This is a genomic window from Clavibacter sepedonicus, assembly GCF_000069225.1.
Lineage (GTDB): Bacteria > Actinomycetota > Actinomycetes > Actinomycetales > Microbacteriaceae > Clavibacter > Clavibacter sepedonicus.
This window is the reverse complement of sequence record NC_010407.1, coordinates 1,022,473-1,040,181: the sequence shown is the minus strand read 5'-3', so window position 1 is coordinate 1,040,181 and position 17,709 is coordinate 1,022,473. Positions and strand designations below refer to the sequence as shown.

The following is a 17,709-nucleotide window of genomic DNA, read 5'->3' as shown; positions in this document are numbered from 1 at the left end:
GTGACGTCGCCCGCGGGGAGGGGGCCCACCCCCACCACCCGCACCAGCACCACCCGGAACGAGGACGACATGCGCAGGAACGAGGCCCCCGCCCCGCGTCCCGCGCACGGCCGTCGTTCCGCACGACAGGCTTGCCGCAGCCCGCTCCGGGCCGCCTGGCTCACCACGGGCCTCCTCACCGCCGTGGTCGTCGCGTCCCTCGCCGCGACCGGCGGCAGCTACGCCCTCTGGAACGACGCCGCCAGCGCCCAGCCGGCCAGCGTCACCAGCGGCACGCCCGGGCTCGTCGTCACCCAGCAGTCCGCCCTCGACTCGTCGAAGCTCCTCCCCGGCCAGGGCGCCATCGGCACCTTCACCGCGAAGAACACGGGGACGGTACCCTTGGACGTGGCCGTCTCCTCCCGTGGCACCTCGTCCAACAGCGCCTTCCTCGGCAAGCTCTCCGTGCGCATCGGCCCGGTCCCCTCCGTGGCCTCCTGCGTCCCCGACGCCACCACGTACTCCGGCCGGCCCGGCCAGCTCAACGCTCCCAGCGGATTCCTCCGGATCCAGCCCGGCGCGTCCGCCGTCGTCTGCTCCCAGGTGGTCCTCGACCAGGACGCGCCGCAGACCGTGCAGGGATCCACCGCGCAGCTCGCCTTCGCCCTCGTCGGCGTGCAGGTGCAGCCGTGAACGGCACCCAGCGTCGCCCCGGTCGCGCGCACGCCGCGCTCCTGGTGGGGCTCACCGTCCTCCTCGTCGGTATCGGCGCCACCGCCGGACACGCGCTCTGGGCGTCGTCGACCTCCACGAGCACGAACGTCCAGAGCGCCACCGTCGCCGTGACGGAGAGCGGCTTCGACCAGCTCGCCGGTGAGCTGACGGCGCAGAGCCCCACGCGCACCGCGGCGGTCCTCGTCACGAACACGGGATCCACCCGCGCCTCCTGGACCGGCACCATGACGGCACCGACGTCCTCCACGAACGACCAGTACTTCGCGCGCAACGTGCGCGTCGTCGCCTGGACCGCGGTCGGATCCGGGTGCACCGCCAACACCTCCGTCGGCCCGGACTCCGCGACCGCCAACTGGGTGGTCCCGCCCACGCTGTCCGGCACGCTGAACCCGGGTGCCTGCGTGATCTGGTGCGTGCGCACCACCGCGACCGCGTTCCCCACGGCCGCGGCCGGCGTCACCGCGACCCTCACGACCGTGCTGGGATCCGGCAGCTGGACCGGCCGTGACTCCTCGACCGCGAAGCAGACCACGCCGGCGCCCACCGTCACGGGCGGCTTCAGCTGCCAGAGCACCGACGGCAACTGGTACGTCATCGTCTCGTGGGACGTCTCGGGCGCCCCGATGGACACCTGGTACGGCGTCATCGTGAACGGCAAGACGATCGCCATGTCGCAGGGCTCCTACGGCAAGGCCACCATCAGCGGCAGCCAGGTGCCCGCGTCCCTCGCCGCGGACGGCACCGTGAAGGTGCGCATCGACCGCCTCGACGCGAACGACCAGAGCGTCGGCCAGGTCGCCGGCGGCACCATCGTGGCCTTCACCCAGAGCGGCGCGCGCGGCTTCCGCTGCTCCTGATCACCGACCCACCGGACGACAGCCCATGACCCGCATCCTCCCCCGCCGCCGCGCGCGGCACGGCGACGCCCTCGGACGCCCCGCCGACGACCTCGCACCCGTCGAGCTCGAGGCAGGCACGACGCCCCGCGGCGGCGTCGCGCAGCTGGCCCGCTCGGCGGCCGTGGGGCTCAGCGTCGGGATCCTGCTGCTCGTCATCGCGCTCGCGGCCGTCCTCCTCGTGGTGCCGAAGGTCTCCGGATCCGTGCCGCTGACGATCCTCACCCAGTCGATGGAGCCGACGCTCCCGCCCGGCACGCTCATCGTGGTGCGGCCCGTGGACCCCGACGCCCTGGAGATCGGCGACGTCGCGACGTACCAGATCCGCTCGGGCGACCCCGCGGTGATCACGCACCGGATCACCGCCATCGCGTCCGCCTCCGACGGCACGCGCTCCTTCACCTTCCAGGGCGACAACAACGCCTCCCCCGACTCGCTGCCCATCACCCCGGGACAGATCCAGGGCGAGGTCTGGTACTCGGTGCCGCTCGTCGGCTGGGCCAACCAGGCCGTGAACGGGCAGGCCCGCAGCTGGATCATCCCAGCCGCGGCGGTCGCGCTCCTCGCCTACGCGGCGGTCACGATCATCACGGGCGCCGTGCAGACGCGACGCCGGCGCAGCGCATCAGCCGCGGCGGACGTCGTCGCCGAGGGCGACCACGTGCACTCCGACGCGATGTCCGCGGGCGTCGCCGAGGCCGCGCGGGCGGATCCCTCGCACCCCGGCGTCGACGGCGTCCCGCCGTCCGCCCCCGCCCGACCCCCGCGGGGACGCCACCGCGGCTGATCAGACGAAGCGGTACTCGGGACCCTCGTCGAAGAGGAGCACCGGTCGGCCGTCCTCCTCGCGCTCGACCACGAGCATCCAGTTGCGTGGGCCGGGCAGACGACCGCGGCGCAGCTTCGCCGGGGACGGGACGCAGTGGAGGATGCCAGCCGGGAGCGTCGGCCCGACGCCGTGCGTGTCCAGGGATCGCGCGCCGCTGCACCACGAGATGCGCCAGGCCCACCCGTCGGCCAGGCGCGCGACTACCTCGTCGCGTGACAGCGCGTCGTACGGTCCGTACCCCATGTCCCGAGGGTGGCAGCTCCCGTCGTGGAGCGGGCGATCCGCCCCCACCGGACGACGCACGGCCCGGCCGCTCCCGCGAGGGGAACGGCCGGGCCGGTGGTCGCGCGTCGCGGGTCAGCGCCCGGAGCGCCGCTTGCTGTAGACGTCGAAGGCGACCGCGAGGAGCAGCACCAGGCCCTTGATGACCTGCTGCCACGCGGCGTCCACCGACAGGATCGACAGGCCCTGGTTGAGCACGCCCATCACGAGGCCGCCGATGACCGCGCCGACCACCGTGCCGACGCCGCCCTGCACGGCCGCGCCGCCGATGAACACCGCGGCGATGGCGTCGAGCTCGAAGCTCTGGCCGGCCGACGCCACCGCGGACCCGGCGCGCGCCGTGCTGACGACGCCCGCGAGACCGGCGAGCAGGCCCATGTTCACGAAGATGAAGAAGTTGACCCAGCGGGTCTTGACGCCCGACATCATCGCGGCGAACAGGTTGCCGCCCATCGCGTATACGTGCCGACCGAAGACCGTGCGCGTGAGGAGGAACGAGTAGAGCAGCACGAGCGTCGCCAGGATGATCAGGATGATCGGCGTCCCGCGGTTGTACGCCAGCAGGTAGCAGAGGTACATGATCGCGAAGACGGCGATCGCGGTGCGGATCCAGAACGAGATCGCCCGCTCGCGCGGCAGCTCGAGCTTGCGGAGCGTCGCACGGGTGCGCAGCTGCTGCACCACGAGCCCGACCGACACGAGCGCGCCGATCCCGAGCGTGAGGAGGTCGGGCGCGCCCGTCGTCGGCAGGTTGCCGGAGCCGATGGAGTTGAACTCGGCCGGGAGCCCCGAGATCGTGCCGCCCGTGAGGAGCACGAGCGCGACGCCGCGGAACACGAGCATGCCGGCCAGCGTGACGATGAACGCCGGGATCCCGACGAACGCCACCCAGAAGCCCTGCCACGCGCCGATCAGCGCGCCGACCACGAGCGACAGGACCACGGCGGTCCCCCACGGCAGCCCCCACTCGTTCATGCTCAGCGCGGCCACGGCGCCGACGGTCGCGACCACCGAGCCCACCGACAGGTCGATGTGGCCCGCGATGATCACGATGACCATGCCCATCGCGAGGATCAGCACGTACGCGTTCTGCTGGATGAGGTTCGCGACGTTGCCCGGGTAGAGCAGCCGCCCCTCGGTGAGGACCTGGAACAGCAGGATGATCACGGCCAGCGCCGCGAGGATCCCGTACTGGCGGAGGTCGATCCGGCGGCGCGGCCGCTTCTTCACCCCGTCCGGCGTGGGCACGTTCGGCGCGGTGGCCTGCTCGGGCATGACGGTCACTGGTCGACTCCTGACTTCCGGCTGGCGGTCATGTGCCGCATCAGCTCCTCCTGTGTCGCGTCGGCCCGGGAGACCTCCGCGGTGAGCCGCCCCTCGGCGATCGTGTAGATCCGGTCCGAGAGGCCGATGAGCTCGGGCAGCTCGGAGGAGATGACGATGACCGCCTTCCCCTCGGCCGCGAGCTGGTTGATGATGCTGTAGATCTCGTACTTCGCCCCCACGTCGATGCCGCGCGTGGGCTCGTCGAGGATGAGGACGTCGGGACCCGAGTAGATCCACTTGCTGAGGACGACCTTCTGCTGGTTGCCGCCGGACAGCTTGCCGACGACGCTCGCGACGTCGGGCGTCTTGATGTTCATCTTCTTCCGGTAGTCGTCCGCCACCGCGTACTCGCGGTTGCGGTCGATCACGCCGAGCCGGACGAGCTTCGAGAGGGCGGCTGCCGAGACGTTCACCGTGATGCTGCCGATGAGGTTCAGCCCGTAGCGCTTGCGGTCCTCGGTCGCGTAGGCGATGCCGTTCTTGATGGCCTCGCTCACGGTGCGGGTGCGGATCTCCTTGCCGTCCTTGAAGATCCGGCCCGAGATGCCCGTGCCGTAGGAGCGCCCGAAGATGCTCATCGCCAGCTCGGTGCGGCCCGCGCCCATGAGGCCCGCGAACCCGACGACCTCGCCCGCGCGCACGCTGAACGACGCGTTGTCGACGACGACGCGGTCGACGTCGACCGGGTGGTGCACGGTCCAGTCCTCCACGCGGAGCTTCTCGGCGCCGATGTGCGGATCCCGGGGCGGGAACTGCGCGTCGAGCGGCCGGCCGACCATGGCGCGGATGATCCGCGTCTCGATCTCGTCGGTGTCGGTCACCGGGAACGTCTCGATGGTGCGGCCGTCGCGGATGACGGTCACCTCGTCGGCGATGGCGCGGATCTCGTTGAGCTTGTGGCTGATGATGATGCTCGTGATGCCCTGGTCGCGCAGCTGGCCGATGAGCTCGAGCAGGTGCGCCGAGTCGTCGTCGTTGAGCGCGGCGGTCGGCTCGTCGAGGATGAGCAGCTTCACCTCCTTGGAGAGCGCCTTCGCGATCTCCACGAGCTGCTGCTTCCCCACGCCGAGCTCGAGCACGCGCGTGGCCGGGTTCTCGTCGAGGCCCACGCGCTCGAGCAGCTTGACGGTCTCGAGGTTGGTGCGGTTCCAGTCGATGACCCCGGCGCGCGACTTCTCGTTGCCGAGGAAGATGTTCTCCGCGATGGAGAGGTAGGGGCTGAGCGCGAGCTCCTGGTGGATGATGACCACCCCGTCGCGCTCGCTGTCGTTGATGGATCCGTAGCGGACCTCGCGGCCGTCGATCGTGATGGTGCCCTCGTAGCTGCCGTGCGGGTAGACGCCGCTGAGCACCTTCATCAGCGTCGACTTGCCCGCGCCGTTCTCGCCGCAGACGGCGTGCACCTCCCCGCGGCGGACGGTGACGTCCACGCCGTCGAGGGCGCGCACGCCCGTGAACTCCTTGACGATGCCGGTCATCTGCAGGATGACGTCGTCCATTGCTGCTCCTGGTTCCCGTTCGGGTCGGTGGCGCGGGCCGGGAGGCGCGCGCCGGGAGGAGACGGATGCGCGGCCGACGGGCGCCCGGCGTGGTGCCGGGCGCCCGTCGGCCGCGATGTCGGCTAGAGGCCGACGTCGGACGCCTTCAGGAAGCCGGAGTCGATGAGCGTCTTCTGCACGTCGTCCTTCACGACCACCTGCGGGTCGAGCAGGAACGACGGGACGACCTTGTTGCCGTTGTCGTACGACTTGGTGTCGTTGACGGTGACCTCATCGCCCTTCACGATCTCGCCGATCATCTTCTGGACCTGGTCGCCGAGCGCCCGGGTGTCCTTCCAGACGGTCATGGACTGCTTGTCCGCGAGGATCGCCTGCACGTTGGCCTTGTCGGCGTCCTGGCCGGTGATGACGGGCCAGTCGGCGCCGGGCGCGTAGCCGGCGCTGGAGAGCGACGCCTCGATGCCGAGCGCGAGGCTGTCGTTGGGCGAGAGCACGACCTGGACCTTCTGGCCGCCCGTGTAGAACGACTGCAGACGGTTGTCCATCTCGGCCTGCGCGTCGTCGGATCCCCAGCTGAGGATGCCGATCTGCTGCCAGTCGGCGCTCGTGGCCGGCGACTTGCCCGAGGGCACGGTCAGCTTGCCGCTCGCGACGTAGGGCTGGAGCACGTCCCACGCGCCGCCGAAGAAGAAGCCGGCGTTGTTGTCGTCGGGGCTGCCGGCGAAGGGCTCGAGCGTGAAGGGCCCGGCCGCGTTGTCGAGGTCGAGCGTGTCCTTGATGAACTCGCCCTGGAGCGTGCCGACCTTGTAGTTGTCGAAGGTCGCGTAGTAGTCGACCGCGTCCGTCCCGTTGATGAGGCGGTCGTAGGCGATGACCGTGACGCCCTGGCTCTTCGCGTCCTCGAGCCCCGGGCCGAGCGTCTTGCCGTCGACGGCCGCGACCACGAGGATCTTGGCGCCGCCCGCGACCTGGTTCTGGATCTGGCTGATCTGCGCGTCGGTCTTGTTGTCGGCGTACTGGAGGTCGACGGTGCAGTCGTCGCCCTCGAGCTTGGTCTTGAGGCCCTCGCCGTCGTTGATCCAGCGCTCGAGGCTGCGCGTGGGCATCGAGATGCCGACGTTGCACTCGGTGCCGGCGGCGGCGTCGCCGCCGTCGCCGGCACCGGTGTTCGTGGCGCCCTGCGGCGCGCACGCGGTCATGCCGACGGCCCCGCCGGCGAGGAGGAGGAGGGAGCTGATCTTGCGTGCGTTACGTCCGGATGCCATGGCGGCGGGTCCTCTCGGTGGCCCGTCCGGGTCGTGCGGGCGCCGGGCGGTCGCGTCGTCGCGAGCGCCGTGGTGCTCCGACGCGTCCTCGGGTCGGGTGCTGGTGCGGTGAGTGCTGGTGGTGGTGCGGGTTCCGTGCGGGGCGACGCCGGCCGAGCGGCCGGATCGCGGCGTCCCGTGCGTTTGTCGTCCGTCAGAACTTATCCATTTCCGCAGCCGCCGATACGGCATCGGGGAGACGTTATCCAAGCGTTACCGCTGTGTCCCGCGGACGGGGGCGCGCAGGGAGGACGGCGACGGCGGATGGCTCAGCCGCGCGCGGGCCCGGCGGCCGGCGGCAGCAGGCCGAGCTCCATTGCGAGCGTGACCGCGCGGGTCCGGTCGCCGACGCCGAGCTTCTCGAAGACGTGCAGCAGGTGGGTCTTCACCGTCGCGGGCGTCACGTGCAGCTCGAGGGCGATGCGAGCGTTGGTCCGTCCGCCGGCCACGAGCGCGAGCACCTGGGTCTCGCGCGGGCTGAGGGTCGGCGTCGGGCCGGCGGGCTCGGCGGCCGGGCGGGCGACCTGGCGGACCAGCGCCGCGGCGATCCCCGGCGCGAGGGCGACCTCGCCGCGGGCCACGGCGCGGACACCCGCGAGGATCTCCTCCTCGGGCGCCGCCTTCAGCAGGTAGCCGCTCGCGCCCGCCTCGATCGCGGTCAGGATGCTCGCGTCGGTCTCGTAGGTGGTGAGCACCAGGACGCGCACGCCCGGCGCCTCCTCGCGGATCCGCGCCGTGGCGCCGACGCCGTCGAGACCGGGCATGCGGAGGTCCATGAGGACGACGTCGGGGCGCTCCCCGAGGGCCAGGTCGACCGCCGCCTCGCCGTCGGCCGCCTGCCCGACGACGTCGATGTCGTCGGCGGAGGCGAGCAGCGCGGCGAGTCCGGCGCGGACGACGGGGTGGTCGTCGACGACGGCGACGCGGATGCGCGGGGGCGTCATGCGCGGGCCCGTGCGGAGGCAGCGGCGCGGGTCGGCGCGGGCGTCGGGTCGGCGAGCGGCGGGTCGACAGGGGAAGCGCCAGCTGCCGAGGGGGCGACGGACGCCGCGGACGCCGCGTGCGCGGGGATGCGCGCCGTGAGCCGCGTGCCGCCGGGGCCGCTCTCGACGTCGAGGCGCCCGCCGGCCGCGTCGAGCCGGCGGCGCATGCCATCGAGGCCGTAGCCGCCGGATGCACGGGCCGGGTCGAACCCGCGGCCGTCGTCGCGGATCGCCAGCACGACGTCGCCGCCGTCGCGGTCGAGGGCCAGCTCCACAGCGGACGCGCCCGCGTGGCGGCGCACGTTCGCGAGGCCCTCCTGGGCGCAGCGGAGGAGGACGACCTCGGCGTCGCGGTCGACGGATCCGACGCCCGCGTCGACGCGCACCTCGACCGGGATGCCCGTCTCGCGCTCGAGGCGCGCGCCGAGCCGGGCGATCGCCTGGCCGAGGCCGTCCGTCAGCTCGACGGGCGCGGTGGCCGCGACGATCGCGCGGGTCTGCGTGAGCGCGTCGCGCGCGCCCGCTTCGAGCTGGGCGAGGGTCTGGTCCATCGCCTCCGTCGCGCCGCCGCGGAGCTCGCGCCGGCCGCGCTGCGCGAGCATCACGAGGCCGGTGAGGTCCTGCGCGACGGTGTCGTGGATGTCCGCCGACAGCCGCTCCCGCTCGCGGGCGGTCCCCGCCTCACGGCCGAGCTCCTCGACCTGCGCCTGCGCCGCCCGCAGCCCCTCCAGGAGCTGCAGGCGCTCGCGGCTGAGGTCGGCGATCCGCGTGATCCAGAGCCCGAGCGCGATGGTGCCGCCGAGGCTGAGCCCCTGCGACAGGGCCATGGTCGGTAGCGCGCCCGGCAGGTCGCCGAAGCCGACCACGAAGCCCACGGCGATGGATCCGGTGAGCACGAGGGTCCCGATGACGGCGTCGCGCACCCGGTCCAGCAGCAGCCACACGAGCGGGCAGAGCACGCACTGCACGACGGCGAACGTCGACAGGCTCGCGACGCCCCAGGTGGCGGCGGGGATGACGAGCGCGAGGAAGACGACCGCCGACGGCTCCGGGGGCAGCCGGGCCTCCGTGGCGGACGCCGCGGCGGAGGCCTCGAGCGCACGGCGGCCCACCAGGAGGTACAGGGCGGTCATCGCCGCGATCGCGCCCCACGCGCCCCATCCGGCGTCCCTGCCCGTGCCGATGGCAAGCACGACCAGCACCGCCATGGTCACCCCGTAGGCGAGGTGGACGGTGCGGACCGGGATCATCCCCTGAGCCTGCCATCCCGCCCGGTCGTCGCGCACGGCTCAGGAATCCCGGCGGATCCAGCGGAAGGTGGCGAGCGCCGCGATGGTGCCGCCGACGAGCCAGATCGCGAGGACGACGGCGACGCCTGCGAGGTCCCAGGTGCCGCCGCGCTCGACGGCAGCGAGCGCGTCAGGCAGGAAGACGGCGCGCATGCCCTGGGCCATCCACTTCAGCGGCAGGAAGCTGGCGACGTCCTGCAGCCAGGTCGGCAGCATCGTGAAGGTCAGGTAGACCCCGCTGATGAACTGCAGCACGAGCACGATCGGCGTGATGACCGCCGTGGCCGAGGCGCCGGAGCGCGGGATGCGGCTGAGCGCGATGCCGAGCACGGCCGACGACGTGATCCCGAGCGCGTACACCCACGCGAACGTGGCCCAGCGTCCGGCGTCGGTCGGCAGCTCCACCCCGAACGCGAACCGGGCGACCAGCAGCAGCACGAGCATCTGGAGCAGCGAGGTGACGATCACCTGGCCGCCCTTGCCGATGAAGTAGGAGAGCACGGGCAGCGGGGATCCGGCGAGCCGCGTGAGCGTGCCGTCGCTGCGTTCCATGGCGATGTCGACGGCGAGGTTCTGCACGCCCGAGAGGAGGATGCCCGCCGCGATCATGCCCGGCAGGTAGTAGGCAGCGGCGCTGACGCCGCCGGATCCGTCGGGCGCGGTGCCGAGGTTGCCGGACGAGCCGAAGGCGACCGAGAAGATCGACAGCATGATGACCGGGAAGAGGAACGTGAAGATGATCGTGTCGGTCTGGCGGAAGTAGCGGCGCACCTCGTAGCGGACGCGGTGGATGCCGAGCGGGAGGACGCCGGGCAGGACCGGTGCGGGGACCGCGGCGGGGCGCGCGGGGCGGACGGCGGTCATGCCGCCACCTCCTCGGCGGAGGCGGTGGGCATCGCGGCCGTGGGAGCGTCGGGGCCTCCAGCGGCCGGCGCGGCGCCCGCCTCGGCGAGCAGCCCGAGGTACACGTCCTCGAGGCTCGGCTGCACGATCCGCAGGTCGCGCGGCTCGCCGCCGGGGGTGGCCTCCGACAGCGCCGCGACGAACGCGCCGGGCGTCCGGGTGCGTTCGTCGTGGATCCCGTCGTCGTCGTGCCAGAGCACCCGCGGGATCCGCGCCTCCTCTCCCCCGATCTCGTCGAGCCGGCCGATCGCGACCAGGCGCCCGCCCGCGATCACCGCTGCCCGGTCGCCCAGCTGCGCGGCCTCGTCGAGGTAGTGCGTGGTGAGGAGGATGGTGGTGCCCTCCGCCTTGAGCCCGCGGATGAGGTCCCAGAACCGGTGCCGGGCCTCGGGGTCGAAGCCCGTGGTCGGCTCGTCGAGGAAGAGCAGCTCGGGGCGGCCGATGATCCCGAGGGCCACGTCCACCCGTCGACGCTGCCCGCCCGAGAGCGCGCGCAGCAGGGTGCCGGCCTTCTCGGTGAGGCCCACGGCCTCGATAGTCGCGTCGACGTCGCGGGGCCGCGGGTACATCCGCGCGAAGTGCGCGACCTGCTCGCGCACGGTCATGGCGCCGCTCTCGGAGCTCGACTGGAGCACCATGCCGATGCGGGCGCGCCAGGCGCGGCCGCCCGTCGCGGGATCCACGCCCAGCACGGTCGCGGATCCGCCGGTGCGGAGCCGGTACCCCTCGAGGATCTCGATGGTCGTCGACTTGCCCGCGCCGTTGGGCCCGAGGAGGGCGAACGTCTCGCCGCGGTGGATGTCGAAGCTGACGCCCCGGAGGGCGGTGGTCGTGCCGTAGGTCTTCTCGAGGTCGCGCACGGTCACGTGCTCCTCGACGGCTGCTGTGGTCATGGGTCCAGCGTGGCTCTCGACGGGCGGCAGCGGAACGGCCGAGCGGTCGATCCGCGGCATCGGCCGATCGGTGGATGGTCCGGTGCCCGTGCGCCGGCGGCTCGTCGGGGCGGTGGCGGGCCCGGCACGCACCGGGCAGGCTGGACGGGTGACCTCGAGCCCCGACTCCCCCGCGCCCGTCGCCTCCGCCGGCCCGACGTCCGCCGCGGAGCGGAGCCTCGCCCCCGACCTCCTCCGCGGGATCGCGCTGCTCGGCATCGCGCTCGCGAACTCCGTCTCCTTCATCGTCGGCCGCCCGACCGGCCCGCTCGGCCGCCCGACGGACGGCACCGCGCTCGACCACGTCGCCGACGTGCTCGTCGGCACGCTCGTCGACAACCGCGCGTTCCCGCTGTTCACGATGCTGTTCGCGTACGGCTTCGCGGTGATCCTGCGCCGCCAGGCCGCCGCGGGCGTCGACGGCCCGCGCGCCCGACGGCTGCTCCTCCGCCGGAGCGCGTGGCTCATGGTCTTCGGGGCGCTGCACGTGGTGCTGCTGTTCGACGGCGACATCCTGCTGAGCTACGGGATCCTCGGGCTCGCCCTCGCGGCCCTGTACCGGGCGAGCGACCGCGTCTTCCGCGTGCTCGTGTGGGCGCCCGCGATCGTGTTCCTCGTCGTCGCCGGGGCGGACGGCCTCACGGGCGACGACGGATCCGGCTCGCTCCTCGGCGGCGACGGCACGTTCCTCGGCGACCTCGCGGGCCGGGCGATCACGCTCGCGGGCCTGGTCGTCGCGACCCCCGTCCTCGTGGGGTCGCTCGTGCCGCTCGCCGCCGTCGGCGTGCTGCTCGGCCGCCGCCGCGTGCTCGAGGATCCGGCCGCGCACCTCCCGCTGCTGCGCACGCTCGCGCTCGTCGGGATGCCGGTCAGCGTGCTCGGCGCGCTCCCGCTCGTGCTCGCGGCGGTCGGCGCGATCGCCGCGGATCCCGTGGCGCTCTACCTGCTCGGCGTGCTGCACGGCGCGACGGGCGTGGGCGGCGCGCTCGGGCTGCTCGGCCTCGTGGGCTGGGCGGTCGCGGCGCGGGCCCGCCGCGGGCATCCCGCGCCCGGGCCGGGGCTCGGCGCGCTGGTCGCCGTGGGCCGCCGCTCGATGACCTGCTACCTGCTCCAGTCGGTGCTCTTCGCGATCCTGCTGGAGCCGTGGTCGCTCGGCCTCGGCGTCGGCGCGGGGACCGCCCGCATCGCGCTGATCGCGATCGGGGTCTGGCTCGTCACGGTCGCGGTGTCCGTGGCGCTCGAGCGCGCGGGACGGGCCGGTCCCGCCGAGTGGGCGATCCGCCGCCTGGCGTACGGACGGCCATCGGCGGGACCCGCGCCCGCACAGCCCGTCAGCGCGGGATGAGCCCCTCCGCGCGGTAGCGGTCGAACAGCCCGAGGAAGCTGTCGAGCGTGCGGTGGTGCGTCAGGAACCCGGCGAGCCGGCTCTTGCTGATGTCGGTGACGACCTCGATGTCGCGGCCGAGGTCGGCGTCGGTGTGCCACCAGGACGCGATGCGGCCGAGGTCGGACTCCGCGAGCCCGGCCTCGCGCGCGATGCGCGCCCACTCGTCCTCGTAGCCGGCCATCTGCTGCTCCAGCGGGCGCGGCGCGTCCTGGAAGCCGACGGCCTCGACGCCGAAGAAGGCGGCGAGGCGCGGCCACATCCAGCGCCAGCGGAAGACGTCGCCGTTGACGACGTTGAACGCCTCGTCGCGGCCGGCTTCGGCGGTGGACGCCCAGACCATCTGGTCCGCGAGCACGGTCGCATCGGTGACGTCGGTGAGCCCGTCCCGCTGCGTCCGGCTGCCCGGGAAGACGAACGGCAGGCCGAGGTCGCGGCAGATGGATCCGTAGACCGCGAGCGTCAGGCCCATGTTCATCTGGTTGCCGACCGCGTGCCCGATGACCGTGTGCGAGCGGTGCACCGACCACGCGAAGCCCTGGCGCGCGGCGGCGGCGAAGAGCTCGTCCTCCTGCGCGTAGTAGAAGTTCGGGGCGTCGAGGCGCTCCTCCTCCTCGTGGAAGGGGGTGTCGGGCATCTTCCCCTGGCCATAGGCCTCGAACGGGCCGAGGTAGTGCTTGAGGCCGGTGACGAGCGCGGCGTGCTCGACGGGCGCGCCGTCGAGGGCGGCCAGGAGGTCGCGCACCATGCCGCCGTTGACGTCGATGTTCTCCTGCTCGGTGGCCTGGCGCGACCACGCCGTGAAGAACACGTGGCTCGGCTGCTCGCCGGCGAGCGCGCGGCGCAGGTCGTCGGCGGAGCGGAGGTCGGCGCTGATCCAGCGCACGCCCGGGCGGTCGGCGCCGGCACGGCGGCTGAGGGCGAGGACGTCCCAGCCCTCGGCGGTGAGCTGGTCGACCAGCGCGGATCCGCTGATGCCGGTCGCGCCGACGACGAGGGCCGTGCGGCCGGTCCCGTCGGAGCGGGGGGATGCGGCGGGGGCGGGCGTGCGGACGCGGGTCGCTCGGTTCTCGGTCATCCCCTGCCCCAACCGCGAGGAGCCGCCCGGGCATTCCGGGCGGATCCTCGCGGGCGTGTCGGTGCGGACGCGCCGACCGGGACGGAGGATCAGGCGGGGTGCGGTCCGTCGACCTCGGCGTCCGCCTCGCCGTCTATGCCGTCGCTGCCCGTGGAGGTCGCCTGCGTGGCGGCCGGATCGGCGGGTCCGTCGCCGAGACCCGCATCGGCGGTGCGACGGTCGAGCTCGGCGGCCATGGCATCGGATCCGCTGTCGCGGTGGTCGTAGGCGACCTGCTCGGCGAGCCCGGCGCGCTTCTCGTCCGCGGTGGCCTCGGTGGCGCCGTCCATGACGGGCTGGTCCTGCTCGTGGGTGCTCATGGTCCGACGCTACGCCGGCGGCCCGGGTGCAGGATCCGCACGGCGCTTGCCGGCTCCCCCGCCGCATGTCACGCTCCAGGCACACCACCACGCGAAGGAGCGGACATGACCGACAGCGGTTTCTCCAAGGACGAGCGCGACGCGATGAAGCAGCGCGCCCGCGAGCTGCGCGAGGAGGCGAAGCTCCAGAAGGCCGCCGACAAGCAGGCCGCCGCGCTGCAGGGCGTGCTCGACGCGTTCGCCGCGATGGCGCCCGAGGAGCGGGCGATCGCCGAGTGGCTGCACGGCATCGTGCTCGAGCACGCCCCCGGCCTGAGCCCCAAGACCTGGTACGGCTTCCCGGCGTACGCCGACGCGGACGGCAAGCCCGTCGTGTTCTTCCAGCCGGGCTCGAAGTTCGGCACCCGGTACTCGACCCTCGGCTTCCAGGATCCGGCGCAGCTCGACGAGGGCACCATGTGGCCGACCTCGTACGCGCTGACCGCGGTGGATCCGGCGAACGAGGAGCGGGTGGCGGCGCTGGTGCGGCGGGCCATCGGCGGCTGACGCTCGGTGGCCCGTTCGGGGGCTGATGCCTTGGAACGCACGCGCATAGATTGATGACATGTCATCGGTTCTGCTCCCGCCCGTCCTCGTCGGCGTCCCCTGCTTCTCCGGCGCACCGTGGGAGTTCGCTCCCCTCACCGCGCTCGCCGCGCACCCCACGCGCACTTTCCGACTGCCGGACGACGCCGCGACCGTCGACGAGGCGGCCGACGCGCTCGAGGACGCGGTCGCCGACCTCCCGCGCTACGTGCTCGTGGGCGACTCCTTCGGCGCGGTCGTGAGCCTCGCGCTCGCGCTCCGCCAGCCACCGGGACTCGCCGGGCCCGTGCTGTTCGGCGGCTTCGCGGCGGATCCGACCCCCGCCTGGAAGACGCGCGCCGCGGCGATCGCCCGGCACGTGCCGCGCGTCGTCTACGAGCAGGGCGTGCTCCGCTTCCATACGGCGCAGCTCGCCTCCCCGCTGGACGCGGCGGCCCCTCACCCGCTGACGCGTCGCGACTACCGCGAGCTGTTCCTCGTGAACACGCCGGCGGCCGCGTACTCCGCCCGCGTCGGCGCGGTCGTCGGCTTCGACGTGCGTGCGCGCCTGCATCGCATCGACGTGCCGACGCTGCTCCTCACGCCGGAGGACGACCGGCTCGTCGGCCCCGCGGCAGCCGCTGCCCTCCGCGACGGGCTGCCGCACGCCCGCGAGCTGGTGATCCCCGGCACCGGCCACATGCTCCGCTTCACGCACCCCGAGCGGTACGCGGACGCGGTCGACGCGTTCGTGCGGGCCGAGGTCGGCACCGGCGTCGGCGTGGCGGCGGGCACCGCGTGAGCCCGGCCGAGGAGCTCCGGTACCTAGTTGTAGTTCCTGGGGAGGTTGTGAACGCTGGGGCGGATAGCGAAGACCTCCGGGACGATGTGGGTTACCACACTCATCAACGTCCACGGAGGTCTTCGTGACTCACGCTAACGCCCCGTTCACTCCCGCGGGCAGGGTTCGGCTTGCCCGGTTGATCATCGAGGACGGGTGGCCGGTCCGGCGTGCGGCGGAGAGGTTCCAGTGCTCGCCGGCGACGGCGTCGAGATGGGCTCGCCGGTATCGGGCCGGGTTGCCGATGACGGACCGCTCATCCCGCCCGCACCGGCAACCGACCCGCACGAGTCAGCGTCGGGAGCGGCGGATCATCGCGCTGAGATTCACTCGCCGGTGGGGCCCGCACCGCATCAGCTATCACCTCCGCGTTCCGCGTTCGACGGTCGAGCGGGTGCTGAACCGGTATCGGATGCCGTTGCTCGAGCACGTCGATCTGAGCACCGGGCTCCCTGCCCGGCGGTCTCCTGCCCGACGCTACGAGCACTCCTCGCCGGGAGATCTGGTCCACGTCGACATCAAGAAGCTCGGCCGCATCCCGGACGGCGGCGGGCACCGAGTCCTCGGCAGAGCGGCCGGCCGGAGGAACACTCCCCGGACCGGGCGGGGATACGCGTTCCTGCACCACGCCGTGGATGACCACTCCCGACTCGCGTACTCCGAGATCCTCACCGACGAGCGCAAGGAGACCGCCGCCGCGTTCTGGGCCCGCGCGAACGCGTTCTTCACCACCGCGGGCATCACCGTGATCCGTGTCCTGACGGACAACGGCTCCTGCTACCGCTCCCACGCCTTCACCGAGGCGCTCGGATCGATCACGCACAAACGCACCCGCCCGTACCGGCCCCAGACGAACGGGAAGGTCGAGCGCTTCAACCGCACCCTCGCCACGGAATGGGCTTACGCCCATCCCTATCGCACCGACGAGGCCCGCGCCGCGACCTACCCTGCCTGGCTGCATCACTACAACCACCACCGCCCCCACACCGGCATCGGCGGACTCACGCCCGCCGAACGCGTTCACAACCTCACTGGGAACTACAACTAGTCCGCCGCGCGCCCGCATCGCGCTCGACACCACGACGCCCCCTCGCCTGAAGGGCGGATTCTCGTGGTCCCCGCAACACCCTGAGTTCAGGGGGTTGCGGGGATCGTGGTTTCGGGTGAGTTGCGGCGGGAGTTCTTCGAGGTACTGGACCGGGTCGATGGCAGCATCACGGCTGCTGCGGCTGTGGTCGGGGTGAGTCGGAACACCGCGTACGGGTGGGCGCGCACGGCTGGTGTGCGTGGGCGCGGGAAGTCCGGTACAGCGGGGCATCCAGGGCGTGGCGAGTACGAGCGGCTCCGCGTGGAGGGGATGTCCCGGCGGGTAGCCGCGTCGCGGGTCGGTGTGCATGAGCGCACTGCGCAGGACTGGGACCGCGGCTGGATGAAGCGGGGCAGTGTTCGGATTCATGCTGATGGTCGGCGGATCGAGTACAACACCGGGATGGCTACCATCACGGGACCGCGTCTGCCCGCTGTCGACGCTGTTCTGCATCCGCGGTTCCTGACCGTGATCGAGCGGGAGACGATCGCGGATCTGCGCCGTCAGGACCTGTCGCTGCGCGCGATCGGGCGGGTTCTGGGTCGGCCGGCATCGACGATCAAACGCGAGCTCGATGCCCGCACGGTCGCGGGGACCTACCAGCCCCACGCGGCGCACCGGGCCTGGGCAGCGAGCCGCTCTCGTCCGAAGCGGGCGAAGCTCGCTCAGGACGGGCCGCTGCGGGACTACGTCGCACGCAAGCTGATGCTGCGCTGGTCACCGGAGCAGATCTCCCGCCTGCTGGTTCGGGAGTTCCCGGGCGAGGAGAGTATGCGGGTGAGCACGGAGACGATCTACCAAGCGATCTACGTCCAGGCCCGCGGCGGACTGCGCCGCGAAGTCGCCGACGCGTTACGCACCGGCCGCACCCGCCGCAGACCCCGCACCCGCCCAGAGCATCGCACTCAACGGTTCGTGGACCCGATGGTCATGATCGCTGACCGGCCCGCGGAGATCGAGGACCGGGCAGTCCCTGGGCATTGGGAGGGTGATCTGATCGTCGGCACGAGCTCACAGTCCGCGATCGTGACTCTGGTCGAACGCACCACCCGCTACGTCATGCTCGGCCATCTCCCCGGCGGGCATACCGCCGAGGAAGTCCGTGACGTGCTCGTGCCCTTGATCAGCACCCTGCCTGCACACCTACGTGGATCGTTGACCTGGGACCAGGGCGCTGAGATGGCGAGCCACCGCCAGATCAGCATCCAGGCCGGAATCCCGGTCTATTTCTGCGATCCGCACTCACCCTGGCAACGCGGCAGCAACGAGAACACCAACGGACTCCTGCGCCAGTACTTCCCTAAGGGCACCGATCTCGCCGCCCATACCTCCGCCGACCTCGAACATGTCGCTCAGCAGCTCAACGGCCGACCACGCAAAACGCTCGACTGGGACACCCCAGCCGAGCGAATGCGTGCTCTACTGACAACCATCTAAAT

At 72.5% G+C, this 17,709-nt stretch carries 18 protein-coding genes; 8 read left to right on the top strand and 10 right to left on the bottom strand.

The features are described 5' to 3' along the window. The first annotated feature begins 69 nt into the window (after positions 1 to 69). The 3 genes from CMS_RS05005 to CMS_RS04995 are packed head-to-tail and all read left to right on the top strand — an operon-like array spanning position 70 to position 2,397. Entirely contained in the window at positions 70 to 672 is a 603-nt protein-coding gene (locus CMS_RS05005) for a TasA family protein (protein WP_012298407.1), read from the top strand. After that, on the top strand, positions 669 to 1,571 hold the full coding sequence (locus tag CMS_RS05000; protein ID WP_012298406.1) for a hypothetical protein: 903 nt from the start codon (positions 669 to 671) through the stop codon (positions 1,569 to 1,571). Before CMS_RS05005 ends, CMS_RS05000 begins: the two co-directional genes overlap by 4 nt. 25 nt (positions 1,572 to 1,596) lie before the next feature. Then, positions 1,597 to 2,397 (top strand): signal peptidase I, encoded by an 801-nt coding sequence (locus tag CMS_RS04995; protein ID WP_012298405.1) that lies wholly within the window; start codon positions 1,597 to 1,599, stop codon positions 2,395 to 2,397. Here the strand turns inward: CMS_RS04995 and CMS_RS04990 are convergent, their stop codons facing one another. The 8 genes from CMS_RS04990 to CMS_RS04955 all read right to left on the bottom strand — a co-directional run bounded on the left by CMS_RS04990 (position 2,398) and on the right by CMS_RS04955 (position 10,918). Continuing rightward, positions 2,398 to 2,682: a hypothetical protein gene (locus CMS_RS04990; protein ID WP_041464418.1), complete on the bottom strand. Its 285-nt coding sequence runs from the start codon at positions 2,680 to 2,682 to the stop codon at positions 2,398 to 2,400. Positions 2,683 to 2,796: 114 nt separating this feature from the next. Further along, on the bottom strand, positions 2,797 to 4,005 hold the full coding sequence (gene mmsB, locus CMS_RS04985; RefSeq protein WP_012298403.1) for a multiple monosaccharide ABC transporter permease: 1,209 nt from the start codon (positions 4,003 to 4,005) through the stop codon (positions 2,797 to 2,799). After that, positions 4,002 to 5,546, bottom strand: a complete 1,545-nt coding sequence (mmsA, locus tag CMS_RS04980) for a multiple monosaccharide ABC transporter ATP-binding protein (protein WP_012298402.1) — start codon at positions 5,544 to 5,546, stop codon at positions 4,002 to 4,004. The genes mmsB and mmsA overlap by 4 nt, the downstream gene beginning before the upstream one ends. A 122-nt stretch (positions 5,547 to 5,668) precedes the next feature. Beyond that, positions 5,669 to 6,811 carry a substrate-binding domain-containing protein gene (locus CMS_RS04975; RefSeq protein WP_012298401.1) on the bottom strand — a complete coding sequence of 381 codons (1,143 nt, stop codon included), beginning with the start codon at positions 6,809 to 6,811 and terminating at the stop codon, positions 5,669 to 5,671. Between the two features lie 308 nt (positions 6,812 to 7,119). Next, the gene (locus CMS_RS04970; RefSeq protein WP_012298400.1) at positions 7,120 to 7,794 is read right to left on the bottom strand and encodes a response regulator transcription factor; all 675 of its coding nucleotides are present in this window, start codon (positions 7,792 to 7,794) and stop codon (positions 7,120 to 7,122) included. Continuing rightward, positions 7,791 to 9,083: a sensor histidine kinase gene (locus tag CMS_RS04965; protein ID WP_223842732.1), complete on the bottom strand. Its 1,293-nt coding sequence runs from the start codon at positions 9,081 to 9,083 to the stop codon at positions 7,791 to 7,793. The genes CMS_RS04970 and CMS_RS04965 overlap by 4 nt, the downstream gene beginning before the upstream one ends. Positions 9,084 to 9,122: 39 nt before the next feature. Further along, entirely contained in the window at positions 9,123 to 9,986 is an 864-nt protein-coding gene (locus CMS_RS04960) for an ABC transporter permease (RefSeq protein WP_012298398.1), read from the bottom strand. Continuing rightward, positions 9,983 to 10,918, bottom strand: coding sequence for an ABC transporter ATP-binding protein (locus CMS_RS04955; protein ID WP_012298397.1), 936 nt, complete (start codon positions 10,916 to 10,918; stop codon positions 9,983 to 9,985). Before CMS_RS04955 ends, CMS_RS04960 begins: the two co-directional genes overlap by 4 nt. Before the next feature lie 148 nt (positions 10,919 to 11,066). Here CMS_RS04955 and CMS_RS04950 point away from each other — a divergent pair, with 148 nt between their 5' ends. After that, positions 11,067 to 12,302 (top strand): DUF418 domain-containing protein, encoded by a 1,236-nt coding sequence (locus CMS_RS04950; protein ID WP_041464417.1) that lies wholly within the window; start codon positions 11,067 to 11,069, stop codon positions 12,300 to 12,302. Here the strand turns inward: CMS_RS04950 and CMS_RS04945 are convergent. Together CMS_RS04945 and CMS_RS04940 are read right to left on the bottom strand one after the other, a co-directional pair. Further along, a complete protein-coding gene (locus CMS_RS04945; RefSeq protein ID WP_012298395.1) occupies positions 12,289 to 13,419 on the bottom strand; it encodes an SDR family oxidoreductase in 1,131 nt (376 codons plus the stop codon). The genes CMS_RS04950 and CMS_RS04945 overlap by 14 nt on opposite strands. 89 nt (positions 13,420 to 13,508) lie before the next feature. Beyond that, positions 13,509 to 13,778: a hypothetical protein gene (locus tag CMS_RS04940; RefSeq protein WP_012298394.1), complete on the bottom strand. Its 270-nt coding sequence runs from the start codon at positions 13,776 to 13,778 to the stop codon at positions 13,509 to 13,511. Positions 13,779 to 13,883: 105 nt separating this feature from the next. Between CMS_RS04940 and CMS_RS04935 the strand changes: the two genes are divergently transcribed. The 4 genes from CMS_RS04935 to CMS_RS04920 all read left to right on the top strand — a co-directional run bounded on the left by CMS_RS04935 (position 13,884) and on the right by CMS_RS04920 (position 17,707). Next, positions 13,884 to 14,324 carry an iron chaperone gene (locus CMS_RS04935; RefSeq protein WP_012298393.1) on the top strand — a complete coding sequence of 147 codons (441 nt, stop codon included), beginning with the start codon at positions 13,884 to 13,886 and terminating at the stop codon, positions 14,322 to 14,324. 58 nt (positions 14,325 to 14,382) lie between these two features. Further along, positions 14,383 to 15,144, top strand: coding sequence for an alpha/beta fold hydrolase (locus tag CMS_RS04930; protein ID WP_012298392.1), 762 nt, complete (start codon positions 14,383 to 14,385; stop codon positions 15,142 to 15,144). A 124-nt stretch (positions 15,145 to 15,268) separates the two neighbouring features. Then, a complete protein-coding gene (locus tag CMS_RS04925; RefSeq protein WP_012297960.1) occupies positions 15,269 to 16,231 on the top strand; it encodes an IS481-like element ISCmi2 family transposase in 963 nt (320 codons plus the stop codon). Positions 16,232 to 16,540: 309 nt separating this feature from the next. Next, positions 16,541 to 17,707 carry an IS30-like element ISCmi3 family transposase gene (locus CMS_RS04920; RefSeq protein WP_076612010.1) on the top strand — a complete coding sequence of 389 codons (1,167 nt, stop codon included), beginning with the start codon at positions 16,541 to 16,543 and terminating at the stop codon, positions 17,705 to 17,707. The last annotated feature ends 2 nt before the right edge of the window (positions 17,708 to 17,709 follow it).